Annotated in this window: 21 protein-coding genes and 1 pseudogene; 10 read left to right on the top strand and 12 right to left on the bottom strand. The window is 41.8% G+C overall.

Features of this window, described 5'->3' with window-relative positions; all coding sequences use genetic code 11:
- Positions 1-42 precede the first annotated feature (42 nt).
- The 5 genes from rnc to CDG79_RS02395 all read right to left on the bottom strand — a co-directional run bounded on the left by rnc (position 43) and on the right by CDG79_RS02395 (position 3,549).
- Positions 43-729 carry a ribonuclease III gene (gene rnc, locus CDG79_RS02415; RefSeq protein WP_094340260.1) on the bottom strand — a complete coding sequence of 229 codons (687 nt, stop codon included), beginning with the start codon at positions 727-729 and terminating at the stop codon, positions 43-45.
- A gap of 96 nt (positions 730-825) precedes the next feature.
- Entirely contained in the window at positions 826-1,062 is a 237-nt protein-coding gene (locus CDG79_RS45350; protein ID WP_094340258.1) for an HNH endonuclease, read from the bottom strand.
- 516 nt (positions 1,063-1,578) lie between these two features.
- Positions 1,579-2,175, bottom strand: a complete 597-nt coding sequence (locus CDG79_RS02405; protein WP_094340255.1) for a Uma2 family endonuclease — start codon at positions 2,173-2,175, stop codon at positions 1,579-1,581.
- 134 nt (positions 2,176-2,309) lie between these two features.
- On the bottom strand, positions 2,310-2,918 hold the full coding sequence (locus CDG79_RS02400; protein ID WP_094340252.1) for a hypothetical protein: 609 nt from the start codon (positions 2,916-2,918) through the stop codon (positions 2,310-2,312).
- A gap of 43 nt (positions 2,919-2,961) precedes the next feature.
- Complete coding sequence (locus tag CDG79_RS02395) at positions 2,962-3,549, bottom strand: Uma2 family endonuclease (RefSeq protein WP_094340250.1); 588 nt, start codon at positions 3,547-3,549, stop codon at positions 2,962-2,964.
- Between the two features lie 95 nt (positions 3,550-3,644).
- On the opposite strand from CDG79_RS02395, the gene bchD reads away from it, so the two are divergent.
- Positions 3,645-5,681: a magnesium chelatase ATPase subunit D gene (gene bchD, locus CDG79_RS02390; protein WP_094340247.1), complete on the top strand. Its 2,037-nt coding sequence runs from the start codon at positions 3,645-3,647 to the stop codon at positions 5,679-5,681.
- A 72-nt stretch (positions 5,682-5,753) separates the two neighbouring features.
- Here bchD and CDG79_RS02385 read toward each other — a convergent pair whose 3' ends face one another.
- A complete protein-coding gene (locus tag CDG79_RS02385) occupies positions 5,754-6,539 on the bottom strand; it encodes an RNA polymerase sigma factor SigF (protein ID WP_069069688.1) in 786 nt (261 codons plus the stop codon).
- Between the two features lie 532 nt (positions 6,540-7,071).
- On the opposite strand from CDG79_RS02385, the gene CDG79_RS02380 reads away from it, so the two are divergent.
- From CDG79_RS02380 to CDG79_RS02340, 8 genes and pseudogenes are all read left to right on the top strand, one after another.
- Positions 7,072-7,800, top strand: coding sequence for a Bax inhibitor-1/YccA family protein (locus tag CDG79_RS02380; RefSeq protein ID WP_094340245.1), 729 nt, complete (start codon positions 7,072-7,074; stop codon positions 7,798-7,800).
- Positions 7,801-8,042: 242 nt separating this feature from the next.
- Positions 8,043-9,174, top strand: a pseudogene (locus CDG79_RS02375) (PCRF domain-containing protein).
- A 117-nt stretch (positions 9,175-9,291) separates the two neighbouring features.
- Positions 9,292-10,414 (top strand): peptide chain release factor 2 gene (prfB, locus tag CDG79_RS02365; RefSeq protein ID WP_143855395.1). Its coding sequence is split into 2 segments (ribosomal slippage): positions 9,292-9,363 and positions 9,365-10,414, totalling 1,122 coding nucleotides; the frame shifts between segments, so codons are not numbered across the junction.
- 229 nt (positions 10,415-10,643) lie between these two features.
- Positions 10,644-10,799: a DUF3285 domain-containing protein gene (locus tag CDG79_RS02360; RefSeq protein ID WP_094329633.1), complete on the top strand. Its 156-nt coding sequence runs from the start codon at positions 10,644-10,646 to the stop codon at positions 10,797-10,799.
- 113 nt (positions 10,800-10,912) lie between these two features.
- Positions 10,913-11,440: an rRNA maturation RNase YbeY gene (ybeY, locus tag CDG79_RS02355; RefSeq protein WP_094340397.1), complete on the top strand. Its 528-nt coding sequence runs from the start codon at positions 10,913-10,915 to the stop codon at positions 11,438-11,440.
- Positions 11,441-11,592: 152 nt separating this feature from the next.
- Positions 11,593-12,048: a diacylglycerol kinase family protein gene (locus CDG79_RS02350; protein WP_094329634.1), complete on the top strand. Its 456-nt coding sequence runs from the start codon at positions 11,593-11,595 to the stop codon at positions 12,046-12,048.
- 237 nt (positions 12,049-12,285) lie between these two features.
- Positions 12,286-12,873, top strand: coding sequence for an anthranilate synthase component II (locus CDG79_RS02345; protein ID WP_094340237.1), 588 nt, complete (start codon positions 12,286-12,288; stop codon positions 12,871-12,873).
- 15 nt (positions 12,874-12,888) lie between these two features.
- On the top strand, positions 12,889-13,656 hold the full coding sequence (locus CDG79_RS02340) for an MBL fold metallo-hydrolase (protein WP_094340235.1): 768 nt from the start codon (positions 12,889-12,891) through the stop codon (positions 13,654-13,656).
- 225 nt (positions 13,657-13,881) lie between these two features.
- Here CDG79_RS02340 and CDG79_RS02335 read toward each other — a convergent pair whose 3' ends face one another.
- Positions 13,882-15,123 (bottom strand): FG-GAP repeat domain-containing protein, encoded by a 1,242-nt coding sequence (locus tag CDG79_RS02335; RefSeq protein ID WP_094340232.1) that lies wholly within the window; start codon positions 15,121-15,123, stop codon positions 13,882-13,884.
- Positions 15,124-16,036: 913 nt separating this feature from the next.
- Here CDG79_RS02335 and CDG79_RS02330 point away from each other — a divergent pair.
- The gene (locus CDG79_RS02330) at positions 16,037-17,347 is read left to right on the top strand and encodes an aminopeptidase P N-terminal domain-containing protein (protein ID WP_094340229.1); all 1,311 of its coding nucleotides are present in this window, start codon (positions 16,037-16,039) and stop codon (positions 17,345-17,347) included.
- 170 nt (positions 17,348-17,517) lie between these two features.
- On the opposite strand, the gene CDG79_RS02325 is transcribed toward CDG79_RS02330, so the two are convergent.
- The 5 genes from CDG79_RS02325 to gltX form a co-directional block, all read right to left on the bottom strand.
- Positions 17,518-18,063 carry a hypothetical protein gene (locus CDG79_RS02325; RefSeq protein ID WP_094340227.1) on the bottom strand — a complete coding sequence of 182 codons (546 nt, stop codon included), beginning with the start codon at positions 18,061-18,063 and terminating at the stop codon, positions 17,518-17,520.
- Between the two features lie 137 nt (positions 18,064-18,200).
- Complete coding sequence (locus tag CDG79_RS02320) at positions 18,201-20,498, bottom strand: site-2 protease family protein (protein WP_223277981.1); 2,298 nt, start codon at positions 20,496-20,498, stop codon at positions 18,201-18,203.
- Positions 20,499-20,631: 133 nt separating this feature from the next.
- A complete protein-coding gene (gene ftsH2, locus CDG79_RS02315; RefSeq protein WP_094340225.1) occupies positions 20,632-22,518 on the bottom strand; it encodes an ATP-dependent zinc metalloprotease FtsH2 in 1,887 nt (628 codons plus the stop codon).
- 371 nt (positions 22,519-22,889) lie between these two features.
- A complete protein-coding gene (locus tag CDG79_RS02305; protein WP_094340220.1) occupies positions 22,890-23,384 on the bottom strand; it encodes a hypothetical protein in 495 nt (164 codons plus the stop codon).
- A gap of 223 nt (positions 23,385-23,607) precedes the next feature.
- Positions 23,608-25,053: a glutamate--tRNA ligase gene (gltX, locus tag CDG79_RS02300; RefSeq protein ID WP_094340395.1), complete on the bottom strand. Its 1,446-nt coding sequence runs from the start codon at positions 25,051-25,053 to the stop codon at positions 23,608-23,610.
- Between the last annotated feature and the right edge of the window lie 28 nt (positions 25,054-25,081).

Here is a 25,081-nt window from a genome sequence, read left to right as displayed (position 1 = left end):
AAAATTATTCTCTACGCCTCTGCGTGAAATCAAAAAACATTTTTACAACAAACCCTGTTTTTTCAACTTAGCTAGCGCATCCTCAGCAGCAGCTTTCTCTGCATCTTTCTTATTGCGTCCCTTACCTTCGCCGTAAATTTTTTCATCTACCAATACTTTTGCGATGAATTCTGGCGCGTGAGAAGGGCCTCCTATTTGTTCCGTGAAATATTTGGGGGGATTTGGAGTAACATTACGTTGCACCCATTCTTGAAAGCGATTTTTTGAGTCTACATTAGAACGAGACACAACTATATTTTTAGGATCTACAGAATCAAATAGTGGTTCTATAATTGCGCGAACTGTTTCAATATTAGAATCATTATCCAAATAGTAAGCACCAAGAACTGCTTCAAAGGTACTACTGAGCAAATTAGGATTTTGGTAGCCTCCGTCTCGAATTGCGCCTTTTCCTAACCGCATCCTAAAGTCTAAACCCACTTCCTCGGCGAACTTTGCCAATTGCTTCTCATCTACCAGCGCCGAACGCCGTCGAGTTAATTCATCTTCTCCCATTTCTGGGTGACAACTATATAAATACTCGCCACTTAAGAAATTCAGCAAAGCATCACCAAGGAATTCTAGGCGTTCATTATGTTCGCCTTCTCCGGGATTTTCATGGACATAAGAACGATGCGTAAGCGCACGGCGGAGAAGTTTTTCGTTATGGAATATTAGTATTTTGTGCATTGTTATTTTTTCCTCTTTTTCGTAGTTAATTGAATGGAAAAGGCGGGCAAGATGCCCACCCTGTAAGATAAGATCCTAATAAAATTGAGATGCTACCTAGAAATAGTTATTCTTGATCCGGGAAGGTGGATAAAGACTGTTTCCACGAGAATTGTTACATGGAAAGCAAGAAAGTCGTAAGTTTTCAAAAGAATCAGAACCGCCATGACTTTTAGGTAAAAGGTGATCAAATGTCATATTTTTTTGTGAAATATTTTGACGACACCACCAACAATAAGAACCATACAAATCAATGAGTTGCTGCTTCTTATTACGTTTTTGTTTGGGATTCATTTTGTCTATGTTCCATTTCGCTTATTGTTTGGAACAGCATTGAAATATTAGGCATCTAGGGATAAAAAATTTCTACTGAGGGAATTAATCAAAAATTAATCTTCCCATACAAACAATTTGTTATCTACGTTTGCATTTGGTTCAAGTCTCAGCCGTAGAACTCCTGGCTTCCTACCAAGTTTCGCGTCATCCTTTCCCCTGAACATTAATCCAAATATCTTGTCTTCCCGTTGAAAGTCTAATCAATCAGTTGACCTGACATTGGACTGAATATTCAGCCGAAGGGATGACACGAAGCTCGGCAGGAAACTAGGAATTCTGCTGCTGAGACAACACCAAAAACTTGCGCTTTAGAGTGCGGTTATTTTGCTGTCTTACATAGAGATTAGTATAAATAATGCTGGCTGTCAATATGGGCTTGTCGTTAGACATCGCCTGAAATCTATTAACTTTAAAATCATCTATGGTATTCTCTCAAAGCCACCATATTATTTAAAAATAAAAGCAGACCGCTAACTATTTTTGAAGCGCTTGCTGAAAAGTCTTGATGGCATCAACATGATTCACTATATTAATGCAACGCAATAACAAATCCAGATCGATCCCTTTGACCTCCTCACTACTAGAAACCCTGTCATAGTGAAGTGCATTGCCCTCTTTCCGCAGGTGATAAACTTCTAATACACCATCTTCCCAAAACCACACTTCTGGAATCAAGAGCCGCTTATATGCCTCCAGCTTGTCGATCCCGCCACTGGTAAATACCACCTCAATCACCAGATCGGGACGCACTCGACCTGGAGCCAGTTTATAAGATTCATCCGCCTCATGCTTGACAGCACCGACTTCACTTTCCAAGGTCATTGAGCCAGTAGGAGTAAAGTCAAACCCTGCTACAAGTAAGTACAGTTCCAGCAATGCAGCAATTCTTTTCTTAACGGTTTCGTGTGGTTCTCCAGGCATTCTTCGGATCTCCAAAACTCCATCTAGAAAAGAGAGCCTATATCCTGGACGGTCTAGCAACTGCTGAACTGTTTTGAATTCTCTCCAGGTTAATCCCTCAAACAACAGGGGTGATTCCTGACGGGGCGTAGCGATCGCTGCTAGGGTCATTTGAGTCTCCAGTCTGTTTCCAGATGAGAAATAATTCTGGCTTAGGAAGGCAGTTTGTTTATTTTAACTTCTTTTAGGAGCAGAGCGCTCACCTACTGTTAATATCTAATCTTATGGTAATTTATTGGACTAATTTACAGTTTACTTTGCGCGATCGCAGCATACAAAATACCTAAAATTATCTTAATATCCTTAATATAATATTCGCTCAAATCAATCGAAACTACATTGCTTTCAAGCTTGAGAAATTGCCAGATAGTACCGATAGTAACAGCACCATATATAGCTTTTATTTGATTTCCGCCCCTCTCGTTAAATAACTGAGCAGCTACCATTTCAGCTATACATTGTGCTAAACCAGACCTCAAATTCTCATTTTTACTTTCTACTAAAACAATCACCGGACTACGTACAAGCAACTGCTCCGAAGAAAGACTCAAAATAAAATCACAAAAACCATTTAATCCTCGTTGACTATCAACAGTAAAATCCACTCCCGAAAAAAAGCTTATTTCATAATTAAATTTACGTCTAATTTCTAATAAAATTGGACTTATTATCATTTCACTACGAGCTTTTTCCGAACTTATCGCTACTGCTAAATCAACATTTTCTCTAAGAATAGTAGATAATAAATCACTACACTCTTGCTCCTGCACATTTGCGAATAGTCCAGATGACTCGTGGATAACTAACCCAAAAGAATCAATAACTTCAATAAGTTTAAAATCACTATAAGCCATAAAACTTACTCCTTTGTCTTATGACTGAATCCTATAACAAAGTTTAAAAATTCAGCTTTGGCGGAAACACCTTAGCTAAATCAAGAGATAAATCAGGGAAGCAGGGAAAAATTATTACCTCATTTGATAATAAAATTCGCTTATTTGAATAGCCATATCTGCCTTGATTATCCTGATATGGTTCACTGTAAGCTTCCAAATAATTATCAAATAAATTGAATATCCAATAATCAGTAATACCTGCTTTAGCATAGAGAGGTATTTTCACATCTTGGTCATAAGCTAAAGAAGAATCTGCAACCTCCATTACCAATAACACATCCGCCGGTTTTGGGTGAGCCGATAGATAATCATCAGCACGATTTTGAACGATCGCAAAATCCGGTTCAGGTTCGCTCTTAGGTGGCAAAGTAATCGGGGCTTGAGATTGCAAAGTTGCCCTATCACCTACAAGTTTTGGAAGTTGTTTCCACAAACTTCTCAAACAGGTTTCATGGGCTGTACCTTTGGATGCCATTTCAATAATTTCCCCGTTAATTAATTCAATGTGGTCATCTTCATGGAAAAAGCCCAATTCTCCAAGCCTGTGGTATTCATCCAGTGTGAAGCGTTTAGCCTGAGCAATACTCATAACCTTACCTTTCTCTCTTTGCCATACATAATACTTATTCTAAATGCGTCAGAAATTGGTATGCTAAAGGCCGAGACTCGCTATAAAAGCAAACAATGCCTGCGCCTACTATCAACCCCACCATCACTGCCTTTCCCTTGACTGCCGTAGTCGGTCAAGAAGCAATTAAATTAGCCTTGCTGTTAGCCGCAGTCGATCCTGGTTTGGGAGGAGTAGCGATCGCAGGTCGTCGCGGTACGGCAAAATCTGTAATGGCTCGTGCTATCCACGCTCTACTACCGCCCATTGAAGTTGTCAAAGGTTCAATCAGTAATTGTGACCCCAATCACCCAGAAGAATGGGACGATCAACTTTTAGCAGAGTATGCAGACAAAGACATTCAAGATGTTCCCGTCGAAATCATCCCCGCACCTTTTTTACAAATTCCTCTAGGTATTACAGAAGACCGACTATTAGGTTCAGTAGATGTGGAAAAGTCGGTAAAACAAGGTGATACCATTTTTCAGCCTGGATTACTCGCTACAGCAAACCGTGGTGTACTGTACGTAGATGAAATTAATTTATTAGATGACCAAATATCAAATCAGCTTTTAACAGTATTATCTGACGGACGCAACCAGATTGAACGGGAAGGGATTAGTTTTCAGCATCCGTGTAAATCCTTATTCATTGCCACCTACAACCCAGAAGAAGGCGGATTACGGGAGCATTTGCTAGATAGAATTGCGATCGCACTTTCTGCTGACGGTGTACTTGGCTTAGATCAAAGAGTAGAAGCAGTAGAGCAAGCGATCGCTTATTCTAAATCTCCCCAAGATTTCCTCAAGCAGTACAACGAAGACTTAGACTCCCTCAAAACCCAAATCATCTTGGCGCGGGAATGGTTAAAAGAAGTCATCATCACCCATGAACAAATTGCCTACTTAGTGGATGAAGCGATTCGCGGCGGAGTTCAGGGACATCGCGCCGAGTTATTCGCCACGCGGGTGGCCAAAGCTGCGGCGGCTTTGGAGGGACGGACAACAGTTAATGCTGAAGATTTGCGCCGGGCGGTGGAACTCGTGATTGTACCACGCGCCACAGTTGTGCAGACACCGCCACCCGAACAATCACCACCACCTCCTCCACCGCCACCACAACAGAATCAAGAAGAACCCCAAGACGAATCTGAAGAGGAAGAAGAAGACGAACAGGAAGAACAGGAAGAAAATCAAGAGCAAGAACCCCCCAGCATCCCGGAAGAATTTATCTTTGATCCAGAAGGGGTAATTCTTGATGACAACGTGCTGTACTTTACTCAAATGGCGAAGCGGCAAGGTAAATCTGGTAGTCGCAGTGTTATCTTTTCCGATGATAGGGGACGCTACATTAAGCCAATGTTGCCCAAGGGGAAAGCGCGACGCATTGCAGTAGATGCTACCCTGAGAGCAGCTGCTCCTTATCAAAAAGCACGAAGAGAAAGACAACCAGATAGAAAAGTTATTGTAGAACAGCCTGATATTCGCTCGAAACGCCTGGTACGCAAAGCCGGGGCGTTGGTAGTATTTGTGGTAGATGCTTCTGGCTCAATGGCCTTGAATCGAATGCAGTCGGCTAAAGGTGCGGTGATGCAACTGTTGACTGAAGCTTATCAAAACCGCGACCAAATAGCATTAATTCCCTTCCGAGGAGAACAAGCAGAGGTATTATTGCCTCCAACACGTTCTATTGCTTTGGCGCGTAACCGTTTGGAAAGGTTGCCCTGTGGTGGGGGTTCGCCATTAGCGCATGGTTTAACTCAAGCTGTGCGCGTCGGCTTAAATGCTCAGATGAGTGGAGATATTGGGCAAGTTGTCCTTGTAGCAATTACCGATGGAAGGGGTAATATTCCCTTAGCGCGTTCTTTGGGTGAACAGCTAGAACCAGGAGAAAAGCCAGATATCAAAGGAGAATTATTAGAAATTGCTGCCAGAATCCGGGCTTTGGGGATGCAACTATTAGTAATTGATACGGAAAGTAAATTTGTATCTACTGGCTTTGCTAAGGAATTATCGCAAACAGCAGGCGGTAAATATTATCATTTGCCGAAAGCGACAGATCAAGCTATTGCTGCTATGACCAAAGGTGCGATCGCTGATTTAAAATCTAGATAATTAGTCATTTGTCATTTGTCATTTGTCATTTGTCAGTTGCTTTTCTACTAACCACTGACCATTGACTAATGACTACGATCCAGTGGGCATTACTTGTGGTTGCAAATAGCAAATCAAATCCTGGATTCCCTTTTGCAAATAGCGCGTTACCGTCATTGGACTCGTGCCAATGTTTTTAGCAGCATCTTTGCGAGAAAGTTCCTTTAAAAATACCATTTCAACGGCCATACGGGGCTTTTCTTCCAACATATTGATTGCACCTTGCAGTTGTTGGCGTTCTTCTTCTTGTTGCAGGAGGACATGAGAACGAGGACAAGGAAGTGCTTCACCCAAGGTTATTTGGCAATCAACATAGTTAACTGCGGTTGCATCTAAACTCAAAGGCATCCGATTTTGAGCAGCTAACTTGGTTTCTTGCCATTCTTGCACAGATACCCGGAGTTGGCTGGCAATTTCAGCATCCTTGGGCTGGCGACCTAAAGACATTGCTAAATCTTTGCGAATCTTTTGCCCTTCATTGTATAATTCTTGCCAACGACGGGGAATTTTTAATAGAGTACTGCGATCGCGCAAAAAGTGCAGCATCTCACCGCGAATATATGGCACTGCAAAGGAACTAAAAGCATATCCTTGGCTAGGGTCGAAACGCTCAATAGCCCTAATCAAACCAAAATACCCAATTTGTTCTAAATCTTCATAAGGTTCATTACATTGATGGCTGAATTTATGAGCCATCTTCCGTACTAAGCCAGTATGTAACTGTACAAGTTTATTACGAAGTTTAATAGAAGGATTCTGGTGGTACAAGTGCAATAATTCTATACCATCAGTTCGTAAAGAGGACTCACTTGTTGCCATATACATTCCCTTGTTGTAACTCCTATTCCTGAGAAAATGGAGTTGCGTATATTTTCTTCTAAGCTGTTATTATTTTGCTGAGTCAGGGAAGAATAAGCCATCGTCGTTTCACTGAACTTGTTAGGGGTCTAACTCCACAATTCAGTATTTGTACGCATGATTTTGCGAACCCCTCTGTTACAGGTAATTTTTGCTTTTTATATAACTTTTGAATGGTAAATAATCTTTAGCTTTTGCAACAAAAACTAGCTATTTATGCTGAAAAATGCATAACTTACCTAATAGTCATCTGTCATACTGAGCGCAAGTGGATCGGTACTGAATTAATCGCAAAATAGGTTGCAATCAAGGGTAAAGAGGATGCTATCAGTACTAAACAGGCTGTGAAATCCTCAAAAACTGACGACTCTAATTTTCAACAACAAAGCCGCCCTTCAGATTTGGCAACGATATTAAATCCTTAGCTGTTAACCGCAAAGATTGGTAAGAATAGGAATAAGCAGAACATTTTCCTAAAAAACAGTTTTTCAATATGAGCAATACCAGTAATTTTCGTGAAGCTATCCGTGAGGCTAAATCTCACGCCCTCGTTGGCCCAAACGTGATTGCCAACGCCCTCCCCTACGTTGGTGGTGGATTGGTGCTAACGGCATTAGGAACCTACGGCGGTTTAGGAGTTATCCGTACTAACCCCGAAATATTCTTTCCCACCTTCATTGGTGCGGTCATTTTGGAGTTAATTTTGTTCTTTGTTGCCCAAAATGTTGCCCAGAAAGGTAACAAGGGCCTTGCACTACCCCTGTTGGCAACCTACAGCCTGTTGTCTGGATATACTCTCAGTGGCTTGATATTTGTCGCTTTGAGATCCCAAGGTGTTGGCATTCAAGGCATTGGGTTAGCTGCCCTTGGTTGTGGTGTCACCTTTATTGCTGCCCGTCAAATTGGTTCAAATCTTTCCGAACAAGATGGGATGGCTTTGACGAAAACCATCAATCTTGGTGTCATTGCCTTGGTGGTTGTGTGTCTAGCCCAATTCGGATTTGCTATGTTTGGTGTTTACACGCCAAATTGGTTAGAAATTGCCATCTCCGGTTTAGGAGTATTCCTGTTTGTTGGGGTTTCTGTTGTCGATTTCTACATCTTGCCCCGCACTTACAGCGATGACCAATATCTGCCTGCTGCTTTGTCGATGTACTTAACTTACATCAACTTGTTTGTCTTTATCTTGCGGTTGCTAATTGCCATCAATGGCCGCGATTAATTATCTGTAGGCAAGAACACAAGTAACCTTTGATAAAGCAAAAACCGTGGTTAAATTTTTAGCAACCACGGTTTTTTCATCGTTTTAATAGTAAAATATATAGCAATACAGTTCAGATAAGGCCAAAACACTTGTAGAGACGGCGATTTATCGCGTCTTGAAAACCCAAAATTGTTGCCAGTAGCCCTTAACTGAATCGTATTAGAATATGTAGATAAGTTCAGCCTCAAGTGAGCAAAACCATGCTAGAACTCTTAAACATCAAACGCGAAGTAGAAAGGTTGTCTAATATCTTGACCAAGGCTGAAGGCTGTCTTTAACCTCCCAGAACTGAGTGCAAGAATTGAAGAGTTGAATCAATTGATTTCTCAAGCTACTTTCTGGGGTGATTCTGCCAGTTTTTATCAGATACTTAAAGAAATTGATTTCCTCAACGCTACAAAGAAAAAATATCAGCGATCGCACTTCATTCTAGAAGATATCAAGGCTGCACTAGAACTACTAGAATTATCTGCTGATGAGGAATTGCTGCAAGAGGCACAAACCAACCTTACCCAACTCCAGCAAGAACTCGAAATAGTAGAAATACAACAATTATTGTCTGACCCCTGCGACCAAAAGGGTGCATTCTTGACAATTGCATCTGAGGTTGGAGATATAGATTCCCAAGACTGGGCAGCGATGTTATTGCGGCTATACCATCGTTGGGCAGTAAATCATAACCATAAACTATATCTAGTGCAAGAGTCAGCAGATGATTTAGGAGGGGTTAAACATACCACCCTAGAAATTACAGGGCGTTATGCTTATGGCTGACTAAAATCGGAACAAGGAACTCATGCAAGAATAGAGCGAATTTCTCCTGTTGATGGCAATGGCAGACGGCATACTTGCCTAGCCAGCGTAGAAGTCAGCCCGATTTTAGATGAGTCTGTTGATTTTGAAATTCCAGAGAAGCATTTAGAAATTACTTTGCCCCGGCATCGGAGGAATGTCAACCGCCCAGAAACATGGGTACGGTTGTTTCACATTCCTACTGGGATTAGTGTATTTTGTAACGAAGAGCGTAGTCAGATGCAAAACAAAGAGAAAGCTTTGGCTATTCTCAAGAGTAAACTGTTTGCTATCACACTAGCCCAAAATGTCCAGCTTGACGAAATTCAACCCCGACAGATAAAATCTTTATCCAACAAGCTTATCCGTGAATACATCTTGCATCCTTACACCAAGGTGAAAGATTTACGTACCAATATAGAAACAACTGCTGCGACAGAGGTATTAGACGGTAAGATTGATTTGTTTATCAAAGCCTATCTGCAACAACTAAATCACACTACTTCAGTGGGTAAAGAAGCGCTTGATAATTTCAAGTGATTTTTGTAACTAGTGCAGAAAAAATTTGCCCAACTACAGCTAAAATCAAGAAACACAAGTAGAATAAAGAGCAATTTTTTAATCCAAATAGCTCTATCTATCATTCAGCAAGCATTTATGGATGTCCTAGAACTCAAACGCGAAATCGAAACGTTGTCTAGCCGCCTGGGTAAAACCCAGGACTATCTTTGACGTACCTGCACTAACAGCCAAAATTCAAGACCTCGAAAAAATATCCGCTCAACCAGAATTTTGGGATGACCAAACCCAAGCCCAACAAACTCTGCAAGAACTCAATGACCTGAAAGCCCACCTCCAGCAATACGATCGCTGGCACACTAATTTAGAAGATACTAAGGCAGTTGTTGAATTGTTGGAGTTAGAAACCGATGAGGCACTACTCCAAGAAGCAGAATCTACCATCACCAAACTGAATCGTGACCTAGATCAGTGGGAGTTACAACAGTTACTATCCGGCCCCTATGATGCGGAAGGTGCTGTACTGACGATTAGTGCTGGTGCTGGTGGCACAGACTCCCAAGACTGGGCATTTATGCTAATGCGGATGTACACCCGTTGGGGCGAAGCTCATGGCTATAAGGTAACTTTAGCTGAAGAGTCGAAAGGTGATGAAGCCGGAATTAAATCGGCAACCCTAGAAATTACTGGTCGCTATGCTTATGGTTATTTGCGATCGGAAATGGGTACACATCGCTTAGTGCGGATTTCACCTTTTAATGCCAACGGCAAGCGACAAACCAGTTTCGCAGGGGTGGAAGTGATGCCACAGATTGATAACTCTGTGCAATTGGATATTCCAGATAAGGATTTGGATATCACCACAACTCGCTCTGGTGGTAAAGGTGGGCAAAACGTCAACAAAGTAGAAACTGCGGTGCGGATTGTTCACCTTCCCACAGGTCTTGCCGTGCGCTGTACAGAAGAGCGATCGCAGCTGCAAAATAAAGAGAAAGCCCTAAATCGTCTCAAAGCCAAGCTTTTGGTCATCGCCAAGGAGCAACGCGCCCAAGAAATTGCCGAAATTCGTGGCGATATGGTGGAAGCCTCCTGGGGAAACCAAATCCGTAACTATGTATTTCATCCTTACCAAATGGTGAAGGATCTACGTACAAATACAGAGACTACGGCGATTGGGGATGTGATGAGTGGCGAACTTGATACATTCATTCAAGCTTATCTGCGCCAAGAGAATAAATTAGTAGAAAGCACTATTGCATAAATCGAAATTATTTACAAGTGCTAAGTAATGATTTTTAACATTACTTAGCACTTGTTACTTATTTTTAGTGTTTTCAGATTGGCGTGCAGGCGTAGCCCGTCCTAGACATCGCATAGCATTTCATCTTATTGGGGCGTTTTCGGAGAAATTCCTTAGCAATATGCAAGCGATCGCCATTCTATCTCAGACCAACTGTTACAGTTATAAAAGAGTCTGTAGACAAATAACTATGAGCAACTCACCTTCAACAGAACCTCAACCCAGCTACGTAAAACTCGCCATGCGAAACATGGTGCGGAAGGGTGCAACTTCCCTAAAGCATTTTGGGTTGACTGCCGTAGGGCTTTTAGCTCTCCTTGTTGGTCTTGCTTACTTAACTCACTAAGCTATTACGCAACTGGTGAGGGTTGTCATTAGTCATTAGTCATTTATACTTCAAAGGACAGATGACCAATGACAAAGGACAGTCTTAGCGACAGACAAGGAGACTATGTGCCCCTGAGCGTTGAATTATATGTGGAGGATTCTTTTTACGATTTATCCTCGACAAAATCTGTAAAAATTGCGGACACCGATACCCGAATTCCTCCTGAAACTTGGGAAAATTGGTTTAATCAGTGGTTGAAAATACTTCACCCTCAAATTCCGCCAGCGCCAAGTTATGAAATTGGGTTGCGTTTGACAGATGACTCGCAAATTCAAGAACTGAATGCCCAGTATCGTCAACAAAATAAGCCCACAGACGTTTTAGCTTTTGCTGCTTTAGAAGTGGATTTTCCGCAAAATAAAGAAATGCTTGCTTCTGTGCCATTATATTTAGGTGATATTATCGTGTCTGTAGATACAGCACAGCGTCAAGCTCAACAGATGGAACATAGCTTACCAACTGAGCTAGCCTGGTTAGCTACTCACGGTTTATTACACCTATTAGGCTGGGATCATCCTGATGAGGAAAGTTTGGGGCGAATGTTAAAACAGCAAGTAAAATTGCTGAACGTAATAGGTATTGCTATTGACATAGAATAGCAGTAGTTATGTGTCCTTAATGTTAATTTGGGGTAATACTTTTATAATACTTCTGTGGAAAATTGCTTAAAGATTGCCTCAAAGTTAATTCTGCCATTAAGATCGGCGAATATTCCCACTGTAGCAACTCTATTTTTGTATTTTTTAAGTCTATGTCCCCAAAAATTTCTCCATCACCAACGCCTACCTCTTTTCAACCACTGGTGTCTAACGAACGGGAATTTTCCTGGAAAGTAGCCTCTAATTTATTTGTTAGTTTTAAATATGCCTGGGCTGGAATCAGCTATAGTTTTCGGACTCAACGGAATTTTCGCATCCACGTAAGTGTTTGTGCAATGGCTATTGGTTTAAGCGTTTTTTTGCATCTGCAAGCTGTGGAAATAGCGGTAATTGGTATAACTAGTGGTTTAGTTTTGGCACTAGAGTTACTAAATACAGCGATCGAGTCTCTTGTAGACTTAACCGTTAAGCAGACATACCATGAATTGGCAAAAATTGCTAAAGATTGTGCGGCTGGTGCAGTCCTTGTCTCTGCCTTGGTAGCGGTGCTGGTAGCTGGTACGCTATTGCTCCCTCCTTTGGTAAAGTTAATTATATTGACTTTGTAAATATGATTTGCGTCGGCTAGCAAAAACCGTAGGCATCGCCAAGTGACTTGGTAAGAGAAATCGCACTCTACCCAATCCACTTTGGAGAAGACACTATAAGCAATTCAAAGTTTGAGAAGTGGCTGGTCGTAGAGTAGCCGCTTCATATTTATACGTTTACATCAGCATTATTTTTAGACCTAGCGAACAAATAGCACGAGTAGTCTGATGAGTGCTAAAAACCAGGAGTGATGAGCTTTGATTATAATTATCGACAATTACGACAGTTTTACATATAATCTAGTGCAGTATTTGGGAGAATTGGCAGCAGAATTCTCAGTAGCAGATGATATTAAAGTTTTTCGTAATGACAAGATATCAATAGATGAGATTCGGGCATTAAAACCGGAAGCCGTGGTTATTTCTCCTGGGCCAGGTCGCCCAGAAGATGCCGGTATTTCCCTAGAATTGATTAAACAGCTAGGACAAGAATTGCCAATTTTGGGTGTCTGTTTAGGACATCAAAGCATCGGTCAAGTATTCGGTGGTAAAATAATTTCTGCTCCAGAGTTGATGCATGGCAAAACCTCTCAGGTGTCTCACAGTGGGGTGGGGGTTTTCCGGGGATTAGAAAATCCTCTAATCGCCACTAGGTATCATAGTTTGGTAATCGAACGTGAGACTTGCCCAGATGTGTTAGAAATCACCGCTTGGGTTGAAGATAACACTATTATGGGAGTGCGACACCGGAACTATCCTCACATTCAGGGCGTGCAGTTTCACCCAGAGAGTGTCCTGACATCTTCAGGAAAACAGTTATTGCGAAATTTTCTGGAACAGTTATAGTCAAGAGCATAATTAATGAAACGACGACAGTTGATGGGCTATGCTGGGGCGGGGTTGGCCACAGCTTTCGTTACTACCTTGAGTTCTGAATCTCAAGCTGACGCACAATCTAGCAGTTTATCAGTTCAGTGGTTGGGTCATACTTGCTTTCTTTTTACTGGTGGCGGTGCGAAAATTCTCGTCAATCCATTTCGGTCGGTCGGCTGTACTGCTAAGTATCGTCCACCAAAAGTTGCAGCAGATTTGGTACTAATTAGCAGTCAACTGCTGGATGAAGGTGCTGTGGACGTACTACCGGGAAATGCAAAACTCATCTACGAACCAGGAGTTTATGAGTTTAAAGGTATTAAGTTTCAAGGAATTGCCATAGACCACGATCGCAAAAGTGGTAAGCAATTTGGTTTAAATACTGCTTGGAGTTGGAAGCAAGCCGGAATTAATATCCTACACTTAGGCGGGGCTGCTGCACCCATTTCCATTGAGCAAAAAATCTTGATGGGACGGCCCGATGTGGCATTCATTCCAGTGGGAGGCAGCGCAAAAGCCTACAATGCTCAGGAAGCAAAGCAGGCTATTCAAGTATTAAATCCCAAGCTGGTGATTCCAACCCATTATCGGACACAGGCGGCTGACGCTGCTAAGTGCGATATTTCACCACTTGATGATTTTTTAACCTTAATGCAAGGTATGAAAGTCCGACGCAGCAATGGAGATAGTATCTCCATTAGCCCTAAAGATTTGCCAGAAAATGGGGAAATTCAGGTTTTGACTTACAAGTTTTAATTGTTAGGAGACGAGGGAGCAGGAGAAAGAACTCCTAACTCCTAACCCGCATTTCTCACAAGCTTGAAATGCAGAGGGGCAGAGGGGCAGAGGGGAAAGAACTTGTACAATAACTCTCCTTTGCTCCCCTGCTCCCCTGCTCCTCTGCTCCCCTGCTCAAGAGTACAAGGTTTTAAGAGATGTGGTGAGAAATCCGGGCTAACTCTTAACTCCTACTTCTAACTTTTAGAACGTATACCACTGTCCACCAAGCTTATCTGCGTCACCGATGGGATTCTCAACGGCTGTTGTCCCATCTATAGTCCAAATATTATCTGAACCTGCTGTCTGATCGCGCCAGTAGATATCGGTCTTACCATCGCCATTGAAGTCACCAAGGGATGGTGTCAAGGCCGCGTTATTAGCTGGTAAGAAAGCTTCAGTAGCAACTGTTGTACCATCCATCAACCAAGCAGTATTTGCACCGGTTGTGCCATTGTGCCAGAAGATATCAGTCTTACCATCACCGTTGAAATCACCAATTTTGGAAGTCCAGGATGAGTCAAGTGTTCCCAAAGCTCCTTCTGTGACTAAGATACCATTCATCGTCCAAACCTTGTTCTCACCTGTTGCAGCGTTTCTCCACAGAATGTCAGTCTTATAGTCGCCGTTGAAATCACCAAGACTAGCAGTCCAGGCTGCGTCTTGTGATTGGAGGGCAAATTCAGTCTTTTGCGTACCATCCATAAACCAAGCGGTGTTATCGCCAGTTGTCTGATTGCGCCAGAAGATGTCACTCTTGCCATTGCCATCGAAATCAACAATGCTAGGAGTTAGTGCTGGGTCTGTTTTATCTAAAACAGTTGCACTCAGAACTGTTGTGCCATCCATCTCCCAAATAGCGTTCTCACCAGTTGTACTATTGTGCCAGAAGATATCAGTTTTGCGATCGCCGTTAAAATCCCCAATCTGAGGAGTCCAAGCTGGGTCAACGCTAGTTAGAGCAGCCGAATTAGCAACTTTGGTTCCATCCATCAGCACAATGCTATTCTCGCCGGTTGTCTTATTCCGTAATAAGAAGTCGGTTTTGCCATCAGCGTTAAAGTCAGCAATTTTGTAATCATAGGCGGATAGGTCGAATTTACCCAGAGAACCCTGTTCAAGAACTTTTGTGCCATCCATCAACCGAATGATAATCTCACCAGTTGTAGAATCGACCCAAACTTTATCTGTTTTGCCATCACCATTGAAGTCAGGAGTAATGGCTGCACTGGTTAGGTAAGGATTAGGATTGGGATTTGATGACATTTTTACAGGCTGGGTAGCTGGTTCATTTTGTAGTGCATACGAGGAACTCTTACCCCCAAATCCCAAATCATAATTTAAATTCTCAAAAGAAGATGTCAAGATTTCTGATTTTTTGAAAGAGTCTGATGCCCATCCAGATGTATTTAAAGATAAGGGTGAGGAATTTGTATTTGCAGGCATGGTGTATTTTTATGATTGGTTGTCATATTCTTTTAACTTTTTTTGGAAATACTTTTCTGTAACGAAATAACATTTACTAATTTTTCAATATTTATTTATAACCATTTATTTTTTATAAATGTCAGTCTTTTAAGATAAATAAATGTTTGTTTTTAACGATGCTAATAAATTCTCCAGTCTTACATAAACAATTAAAAAAAGTTTTGCTGTATTTTATGTACATATAAATCTATAGGGTTACTATTTGATTTTTGAACGAAATTAGGTATTGTAGAGTGTGTTAGAACGAAGTTCGTAACGCACTCTTATCATGGGTTTGATGCGTTACGCTGTCGCTAACACATCCTACGTATATTTTCAAAAATCAAATCGGATTCCTATAGTTTGATTTCTAATAAGCATATTGAGACTAAAACATTAAACACTTTATCTAAATAAGTCCCTTAAATCCAACCAAGTCATATATGATGATTTGTAGATATTCCATCTCTGATATCTATGTTTTGTGATATCTAAATATAGTTAAGTAGTCATACGAACAATATCTACACTAACTATCTATTGGTTACGTAAACGAGCGCTTTTTGTGTTGTGGGTTGAGTAGACATAGTTTTTACAGCGTGTTTTTTAATTTATGAACTACCATAATTTAAATAAGATAAACGAGTAAAAAATTAATTATTTTATGAATCTCCTAAAGTATTCGATAGCAACAAGATTTTTGAGTTATTTAAAACTTAGAAAATCTGAGTTTTTCAAGAGAATTAATTATTTTTCAATGATTTATGATTAGAGTTGAAACAAATATTGGTTAGAATAACTTAGATTAGCAACTACCGAGAAGCACAAACTGTGCAATAGCAGGTTGCCCAGAGTGTAAAATAACACAATACTTTAATACATACATTTAGTTATGCAAGCAGAATATCGGCAGCGTCGCGAGCAGTTAATGGCAAAAATTGGTGATGGCACAGCTATTTTTCGCAGTGCGCCAATGGCAGTGATGCACAACGATGTCGAGTATGTTTATCGCCAAGACAGTGATTTTTTCTACCTGACTGGTTTTAACGAACCAGAGGCAGTAGCAGTGCTAGCGCCGCATCATTCAGAACATCGGTTTGTGCTGTTTGTCCAACCGAAGGATCGCGAAAAGGAAGTATGGACTGGTTATCTTTCTGGGGTAGATGCAGCCAAGGAAATGTATGGTGCTGATGAAGCGTACCCCATTAGCGAGTTAGATGAAAAATTGCCGCAGTATTTGGAAAAAGCCAGCCGCCTTTACTATCACTTAGGACGCGATCGCACTTTCAACGACCAAATCCTTACACATTACCAAAGTTTACTGCGGACTTATCCTAAACGCGGTACAGGGCCTGTCGCGATTGAAGATACTGGCCCTGTCCTCAATAGCATGAGACTAATTAAAAGTGAAGCTGAATTGGGGTTAATGCGTCAAGCCGTGGCGATCGCAGTCGAAGCACACAATTACGCCCAAGAAATCGCCGCACCTGGACGTTATGAGTATGAAATTCAAGCGGAGATGGAACGCATCTTTCGAGTCAGGGGTGGAATGGGGCCAGCTTATCCTTCGATTGTGGCTTCTGGAGTGAATGCTTGCGTACTCCACTACATTGAAAATAATCGTCAAATGCAGGATGGAGAATTACTGCTAATTGATGCTGGGTGTGCTTACGGTTATTACAATTCAGATATTACCAGGACATTTCCTGTGGGGGGTAAATTTACGCCAGAACAAAAGACACTGTATGAGATTGTTTTAGAGGCGCAAAAACAAGCGATCGCTCAAATTAAACCAGGTAATCCCTTTAAATTAGTTCACGATACAGCAGTGCGTGTTATCACCGAAGGTTTAGTTGAACTTGGCATCCTCAAAGGTGAAATTGATAAGTTAATTGAAGAAGAGAAATATAAACCATATTATATGCACCGCACCAGTCATTGGTTAGGTTTGGATGTTCATGATGTGGGAGTTTACCAGCATGGTGAAGATAAACCGCAGATTTTGCAACCAGGCCAAATTTTGACAGTGGAACCGGGAATATATATTGTGCCAGATACCAAACTAGCAGAAGACCAACCAGCAACTCACCCGCGATGGGTTGGTATTGGTATTCGCATTGAGGATGATGTGTTAGTTACATCTGATGGAAATGAGGTGTTAACTGCGGGAGTTCTCAAGGCAGTAGATGAAGTGGAAAGATAGAAAATGGGAAAGAGGAGCTAATTTCAAAACCTCTCTCTCAGATTGGGAGGCGTTAGAAAACCCGGCTTCAACAAAGTAAGTCGGGGTAATTTATGTAATTATAGAAAATTGGGCTTAATCTGTGCGATCGTAACTTTTGGCACTAGGAGCAATAGCTGAAAGTTATTAAATCAAGAACAACCCTCGACATATTGAACTTCAGGTAGTTTACCTGAGCGAAGCTCAGTCACAAGCTTACCATCAGTCTCGAAGACAAGGCGATAGTTCCGATCGGCACGGTCTTTCGGGATAAATGTTAAGTAATGTCCACCTTGGACGTATTTATGAGGTGTGACTTTAATTTGTCCTGGGTAGAGAGACTTGATTTGCGCTTCGGTGTCACCAATTTTTGCACCTTTGAGGGTAGTAATCTGGGTATTTTGCCGCACATCGACTCTAGAAATGCGACCTTTTGTAACCATGAATGAAAGATTTTTGGGTTGGTTTTGTGGCTTAACATAGTAACAACTGTTATTCGATGGATCGCCCACTAGCTTAGTACCAGCAGCCTTTGCCGCTTGAGAAACAGTCATCCCAACTCTTACCTCTCCGATACCATTGATGAACAATTTCGATTTATTTGTCAGTTTCGCCTGTGCTACAACTGTGCCGACAGTTAGAAAAGAAACTGCCAACGTTAAGGAAGTAAGAGTCAATAATTTAACTTTATTATTCATAAATTGTGCAAATAAAAGTGGGTATATTTTTGTATACAGCACCGATGCTGCAAGTTTCGGATTTTCAAGTTGTTGATTGGCGAAATTCTGATATTACTTCGATCAAACCAACGATATTATTGTTATGTTAGTTTTTATCAACTACGATCTTCCTCATCCATAGCTTTAAAAAGAGTATTTCCAATTTGCTCATCTGCGATCGCTCCTTGATTGTCTCCCAAATGACCACGAATTTGGCTACGCAATATATATGCTTCTGCTTCTTTAGGATTTAGCTGAATTACATAGTTAGCATCTGCGATCGCACCTTTGTAATCTTGGAGTTTTTGACGAGTATATCCACGAGAGATATAAGCGTAGGTATCTTTAGCATTCAATTTAATAATTGCGTTGTAATCAGCGATCGCTCCTTTATAGTCTTGTATGAGATCGCGAGATTTTGCCCGTTGATGATACGCAATAACATTTTGGGAATCTAGGCGCAAAATCTCGTTATAATCTTGAATCGCGCCTTTATAATCTTTTAATCTATGACGAAAGCTGGCACGAGTCAAACGAGATTCAATATCGTGAGGTTTTAAGCGGATAATTTGGTCATAATCTGCTAGTACGCCTTTGTAGTCATGCAGTCCCAAACGCGCCCGCGATCGCTTTACATAAGCATCGACATCATTGGGATTTGTACGTAAAGCAGCAGTTGTAAGCTCAATCTGTTGTTGTCTATTTTTTCTGATCTGCTCAATTCTTTGCTGAGAATTTTGAGAGTAATAAGTCAATAACTTTACCCAGCTAGGAGCCATAGCTTGCAAAATACCTACCATTCCACCTAACAAGGTTACACAGTATATAACTAATAGAAAAACTCTAGTTTTCCATTTACTACGGAATTCGTACTGCTGTTGAATCAATCCCTTGACTAAAGCATATCTTTTACTGAAAGGCAAGTTTCCATATCCGAGTTGCTTCAAATACTTGAAAATGAAATGCAGAATATTATCCCGATCTATGGGTGGATTTCGTTGTAGTTCTTTTTGAAATTTCTGATTAATTTTAGCGCTGCGAAAGCTATTAGGGATGCCTATAGCTATCAGCATCGCAAATAACAACATCATTGGTCTATCTTTTCCTATAAATCCTAAGATAATCACACCAAAGGCTTTAAATAAAACACCAATGTAAGGGAAACGAGAAAACACCAGTAAATCAGCAATTTGTCCTCCATCTAGAGGATAAATCGGGAGGAGATTAAACAAGTTTAGAAATATCAGCGTCCAGCTTGTTTTTTGTACCCAATCAGGATAACCACTGCCAAAAGGTGCAAGGATCGCCAACCCAATCCCCAAAATTAACCCTGGTAATGGCCCTGCTAAAGATATCCAAAACTTTTGGCTGAGTGTAGCATCATCTTTATGGGCAGTTGCTAAAGCGCCTAAAAACGGTACGAATAAAACAGAGGTATCACGATAGCCAAACAGTTTCATCGCCAATAAATGTCCGCCTTCATGGAAAAACAGTACAGCGATGAAAATCACCACACTTTGTGGACTAAGAAAGCTTGTATAACTGGCGATAAACAACCCTAGACTACCCAACAAAAGCCAAGTGCGAAATTTTTTACCCACCAGACCAGTTTGGGTATACTCCATTTGTTTAAATCCCTCTACTTCCAGTTCTATAGGGATTTCTTGTAAAATGCTGGAATCAGTTTTGGCTTGTTGTCTGCGTTGCTTGATGATATTTGCTGCTTTCTTGTTACCCTGCGTCATTGGGTTAAGCGATCGCAGGACTGTTAACCAATGGATCTCAAATAACTCTGTTCCCTTAATTGGTGATATTTTCCCCGTCTTGGCTAAGTTACTAACATAGCCCCTCATCTGTATCTGTAGTGCTTGTGCAAAAGACTCTGGTGATAAACCACAAGCTGTTTTGCTGGTAGTTAATTGTTTAAGATGATCTTGATGAGTCTGCCATTGTACTGATACTTCGCTGGTATAAACATCCTGAACAATAGTGTTGGGAAACTCACCTATAAGTCCATGCTGTTTGCCGTTGACAGTCAGTAATAAAGTTTTATCCTTAAAAAAGGTATAAAACTCTATATCAAATAAATTGACAGGTTCGGCTAAACGACGAATAACTACTGTGGCATAGCTTTTGAGTGCTTTGTGATATAAAAGAAGTTCCCAATTTGTTTGCTGATAGGCTTTGGTGATTGGTTGATATTGCAAATAGCTGCATGGAAGAAAGCCGAATTGCTCTAGTTCTTTAATGGGAGTTTGAAATAAATCTTTTAAATAGATAGGAACTGTATCAGCCTTTGTAATCTGGTACTTGGGATATTGAATCTGAGATTTGCAAAGTAGTAAAAAGAGAATGAAATAGCGAATAACAATCAGTAGAACGTAAATTGCAATCGGGTAGATTAAGTATTGCATAGCAATATCAAATTTTTAACTATACTTAGTATTCCCTTACACTAAATAAAAAATAACTTAGATTGCAAATACCTAAAATAAAAATGGGTATAGCCTTTTGACCATACCCATTTCAGTGATTTTAGAACAGTAGTTACAGTTGCGGTACGTACTGCTGCTTCTCAGGAACTTCAGCATACTCAGCCACAATCTGACGGAATTCTTCGCCGTCAATGGTTTCTTTTTCGATGAGCAAATCGACTAAGCGATCGGTAACAGTGCGATGATCTCGGACAATTTTCTTTGCGTTTTCGTAGCATTCTTCCACGATCGCTCGGACTTGTCCATCAATGCGAGAAGCGATGGATTCAGAATACTCAGATCGAGTTGTCCAGTCACGACCTAAGAATACTTCACCCTGCTGGCTTTCCAATGAAAGTGGCCCTAAATCGGACATCCCGAACCGAGTCACCATCTGCCGTGCCATTCCCGATAACTGCTGCAAGTCTCCACCAGCACCAGTTGTGACTTCCGCAGCCCCAAAAATCACCTCTTCGGCGGCGCGACCACCCAAAGCACCAGTAATCCTGGCTTTCAACTGAGAACGAGAAATTAATCCCTGTTCTTCGTTGGGAGTAAACCAAGTTAAACCTTGTGCTTGTCCCCGTGGAATTAAGGTGACTTTCTGCACTGGGTCATGGTTTTTTAATAAAGTCCCAACTAAAGCGTGTCCGATTTCGTGGTAGGCAATTAAGCGCTTGCTCTTGCTATCTACCAAAGGAGTGCCTTCCATCCCTGCAACTACCCGATCCACCGCGTCATCAATTTCGCGGAGAGCGATCGCTTCTTTGCGTCTTCTAGCGGTCAAAATTGCCGCTTCGTTGAGTAAGTTAGCTAAATCAGCCCCAGTGAATCCAGGAGTGCGGCGAGCGATCGCATCAAGAGATACACTAGCGTCTAGTTTCTTGTTCCGCGCATGGACTTGCAAGATTTCCAAACGCCCTTTGATATCGGGTGCATCGACTGTTACTTGTCTGTCAAAGCGACCGGGACGCAACAAGGCTGAGTCTAGTACGTCGGGACGGTTAGTGGCAGCAATAATAATGATGCCTGTGTTACCTTCAAACCCGTCCATTTCGGTCAGCAATTGGTTGAGGGTTTGCTCTCTCTCGTCGTTACCGCCACCAATACCAGCACCCCGTTGTCGTCCTACTGCGTCGATTTCATCGATGAAGATGATGCAAGGGGCGTTGTCTTTGGCTTTTTTGAACAAATCGCGGACGCGAGATGCACCCACACCAACGAACATTTCTACAAATTCCGAACCGGAAATACTGAAGAAAGGTACGCCTGCTTCCCCTGCGATCGCTTTTGCTAGTAAAGTTTTACCAGTTCCTGGAGGCCCAACTAACAGCACTCCCTTGGGAATCCGTGCGCCTACAGCCGTAAATCTTTCTGGCTGCTTCAAGAAGGTGACGACTTCTTGTAGTTCTTCTTTAGCTTCTTCAATCCCGGCCACGTCGTCAAATTTAACCCCGGTTTTCGCTTCCATTTGGAAACGCGCTTTGGATTTGCCGAAGTTCATCGCTTGACCTGGCCCGCCGGGAAGGTTGCTAGAACGCCGGAACAAAAAGAACAGTCCGGTAATCAATAAAATTGGAAACACGAGATTACCCAACAATCCCCAGATTGCGCCATCATTCCGCATGGGGTGAGCATCAAAACTAATATCTTTTTCTTTGAGCTTGCTAATTAACTCAGGAGCGTTAATAGGCAAATCTACCCGCCACCTTTGGACGCGATTTTCGATGTCTGGATCGCGGGCTTCGATAATAGCTGTTCTACCGCCTTCGTACAGATCCACGCTGCTGACGCGATCGCCGTCCAAGTATTCTAGAAAGCGACCATAAGTCATGCGGGTATTGGCTGTATTCTTGTTCATGTCAGTAGGAGCGCCTGCAAAAGCCCCTTGCCAGAAGAAAAAGCCAATTACCAAAGCCGGCAATGTCCAGAGTACTACGACTTTCCAAGAGAATTTCATCTTAATTTGCCTCTAGATGCCTATACAACTCGTTAGCCTTAGCAACCGAATGTTCATCACTCTGTCACTTTAAGCTGTTAAACGGATGTCTATAAATCCATTTTGTTTAATTTGATCTCTTACATGCACTGCCATAGAGCGATTGGCCCATTATGGCGATGCTAACAAGAATCTTAATCAAAGTTAACTTAATTTTAATACAATATCGCACGAGAAAAGGGAGTGCAACGGGATGCAAAGCCACGGAGAATTTATCCACAAGGCTCCTCATGTCCTTCCAACCCCTCACAATCATCATATTTAGGGGTAGAGACGCGATTAATCGCGTCTCTACAGAAGCGATTATTGTCCTATTCCCCATTCCCCATTCCCTACTTAATTTCTGTAATTTTTAGAGTGTAAGGAAGGTACTTACCTTTTTCGTAGGAACCAACCCAAATTTGGTAACTTCCAGGCAGCCATTCACCAATAATGCCAGCATTTTTGCCATCAAAATCGTCATTGCACCAAGTACCACCCGGCCCCTTAATAACGATCGTGGTGTCTTCAGGACTTTGGACTTGCAGCTTCAGGTAGTCAAATTTACTTGTTAGTGCTAATGTGTGGTCTGGTGTTTCATCAACAAATCCGGTACAAGGGCCAGTGGCTGTTTCGCTTCTCCCAGCGACTTTACTCCCAGATATTGAACCACCACTCATCCCGCGAACTGTCAAGGGGTCTGGCGAAAACTGACGGCCAATGGTGACATCTCCAAATATCGTTGGCGCTTCCTGAGCATCCGTCACAGCGTTAAGTGTCGATGTGATGAAGAGCGTAACTATCATCAACGATAATCTCATCCCTCTATTGAGCGCTTTTGTCGGCATTGTAATTACGTTCGCTTCTAAGTGTTTTTGAAGACATGAATTTTACACACCAAGTTCCCAACATGAGGAGAATTGACTACCTATTTTAGATTTGAAATTGGGGATAATTCATTAGTAATTAGTCAATGATTTCTTGTTCTTATAGTTGCTCTACCTTATGGATAGGGGCGCACAAATGTGCGCCCCTAAAATCTAAAATATTTCTAAAGTTCGGAAATAATTGCTAATTAGCTTCTGTTATTGCTCTACTCAAGCGCGACTTGTCTAAACCAATCTGATTTAGTAGTAACCAAGATTGAATGAGGTCGGGGCCATGAACATCTCCAGTTAAGGCCGCTCTGAGCGATCGCATTACTAAACCTTTTTTGACTTTTTGCTCTTTCACCACTTGTTTAATAATCTCTTGGGCGGCGGCTTCTGACAGTTGCGGCTGATTTTCTAAAGCTGTGACAATCCCCTCAAGGACAGCAGCAGAACCTTCTTGCTTCAGTTGCGTACTGCCTTCCTCGCTAAATTCAACTGTATCGCTAAAAAACAGTTGGCTTTGAGCTACTGCATCTATTAAACGAGTCAAACTTTGGCTAATTAAAGTTACTAGCTGCTCTAACCAGGAGCGTTCTCTTCCACCATCAAATTTATACCCAGCCGCTTCCCAAAAGGGTATAAGTAAATCTGTGAGTTTATCTACTGGCGTATGGTGGATATACTGACTATTCAACCAATCTAGCTTGTCCCAGTCAAATTTTGCACCCGCTTTATTTACACGCTCAAAGCCAAACTCCTTAGCTGCTGATTCTAAAGTAAATATTTCTTGCGTCGAGTCTGGTGGCGACCAACCCAGCAATGTCATGTAATTTACCAAGCCTTCAGCAGTAAAGCCCATTTGCTTGAATTCAGAAATGGAAGTGACACCATCTCGCTTAGAAAGCTTACGCCCTTCCTCATTCAAAATCAACGGCGTGTGAGAAAACTCTGGGATTTTTGCACCCATTGCTTCATACAGTAAAATTTGCTTGGCGGTGTTGGCGATGTGGTCTTCTCCGCGGATGACGTGAGTGATTTGCATATCGATATCATCCACTACAACGACAAAGTTATACAGTGGTTGACCGCTCCCTTCTTCTGAGGCGCGGGCGATGACCATATCACCACCTAAATCGCTACCTCGCCAAGACATCTTTCCCCTGACTAGGTCATTCCAGACAATTTCCCGGCTATCTTCGATTTTGAAGCGAATCACAGAAGAACGACCTTCGGCTTCATAAGCGGCGCGTTGTTCTGGGGTGAGGTTGCGGTGACGGTTGTCATAGCGGGGTGCTTCGCCTCTAGCTTTTTGGGCTTCTCGGAGCGCCTCTAGTTCTTCAGAAGTAGTGTAGCAGCGATAGGCTAATCCTTGAGCTAGCAGTTTTTCTACTGCTTCCTTATAAAGCTCCAGACGCTGAGATTGGAAAAATGGCCCTTCATCCCAGTTAAGTCCTAGCCAGCGAAATCCTTCAAGAATATTGTCGGTGTATTCGGGACGCGATCGCTCTAAATCTGTATCTTCTATTCGCAGGATAAATTTCCCGCCGTGGTGGCGGGCAAATAACCAGTTAAATACAGCCGTTCTAGCTGTACCAATATGTAAATTTCCGGTTGGACTCGGCGCAATACGGACTCTAACAGTCACAGTTAATTCTCTCTTTTGCAAAGCATGA

Source organism: Nostoc sp. 'Peltigera membranacea cyanobiont' 232 (assembly GCF_002245985.1).
Lineage (GTDB): Bacteria > Cyanobacteriota > Cyanobacteriia > Cyanobacteriales > Nostocaceae > Nostoc.
The sequence above is the reverse complement of the archived record's forward strand: the minus strand, read 5'-3'. Positions and strand labels throughout refer to the sequence as shown.

What these genes read in the sequence shown, in the direction of transcription:
- CDG79_RS02305 (WP_094340220.1), bottom strand. Translation starts at nt 23,384, where the DNA reads ATGCCGACAAAAGCGCTCAATAGAGGGATGAGATTATCGTTGATGATA.
- CDG79_RS02350 (WP_094329634.1), top strand. Translation starts at nt 11,593, where the DNA reads ATGTCCCCAAAAATTTCTCCATCACCAACGCCTACCTCTTTTCAACCA.
- CDG79_RS02385 (WP_069069688.1), bottom strand. Translation starts at nt 6,539, where the DNA reads ATGGCAACAAGTGAGTCCTCTTTACGAACTGATGGTATAGAATTATTG.
- CDG79_RS45350 (WP_094340258.1), bottom strand. Translation starts at nt 1,062, where the DNA reads ATGAATCCCAAACAAAAACGTAATAAGAAGCAGCAACTCATTGATTTG.
- CDG79_RS02360 (WP_094329633.1), top strand. Translation starts at nt 10,644, where the DNA reads ATGAGCAACTCACCTTCAACAGAACCTCAACCCAGCTACGTAAAACTC.
- ftsH2 (WP_094340225.1), bottom strand. Translation starts at nt 22,518, where the DNA reads ATGAAATTCTCTTGGAAAGTCGTAGTACTCTGGACATTGCCGGCTTTG.
- CDG79_RS02405 (WP_094340255.1), bottom strand. Translation starts at nt 2,175, where the DNA reads ATGACCCTAGCAGCGATCGCTACGCCCCGTCAGGAATCACCCCTGTTG.
- CDG79_RS02325 (WP_094340227.1), bottom strand. Translation starts at nt 18,063, where the DNA reads ATGAATAATAAAGTTAAATTATTGACTCTTACTTCCTTAACGTTGGCA.
- rnc (WP_094340260.1), bottom strand. Translation starts at nt 729, where the DNA reads ATGCACAAAATACTAATATTCCATAACGAAAAACTTCTCCGCCGTGCG.
- CDG79_RS02380 (WP_094340245.1), top strand. Translation starts at nt 7,072, where the DNA reads ATGAGCAATACCAGTAATTTTCGTGAAGCTATCCGTGAGGCTAAATCT.
- CDG79_RS02320 (WP_223277981.1), bottom strand. Translation starts at nt 20,498, where the DNA reads ATGCAATACTTAATCTACCCGATTGCAATTTACGTTCTACTGATTGTT.
- CDG79_RS02395 (WP_094340250.1), bottom strand. Translation starts at nt 3,549, where the DNA reads ATGAGTATTGCTCAGGCTAAACGCTTCACACTGGATGAATACCACAGG.
- bchD (WP_094340247.1), top strand. Translation starts at nt 3,645, where the DNA reads ATGCCTGCGCCTACTATCAACCCCACCATCACTGCCTTTCCCTTGACT.
- CDG79_RS02400 (WP_094340252.1), bottom strand. Translation starts at nt 2,918, where the DNA reads ATGGCTTATAGTGATTTTAAACTTATTGAAGTTATTGATTCTTTTGGG.
- CDG79_RS02330 (WP_094340229.1), top strand. Translation starts at nt 16,037, where the DNA reads ATGCAAGCAGAATATCGGCAGCGTCGCGAGCAGTTAATGGCAAAAATT.
- CDG79_RS02340 (WP_094340235.1), top strand. Translation starts at nt 12,889, where the DNA reads ATGAAACGACGACAGTTGATGGGCTATGCTGGGGCGGGGTTGGCCACA.
- CDG79_RS02335 (WP_094340232.1), bottom strand. Translation starts at nt 15,123, where the DNA reads ATGCCTGCAAATACAAATTCCTCACCCTTATCTTTAAATACATCTGGA.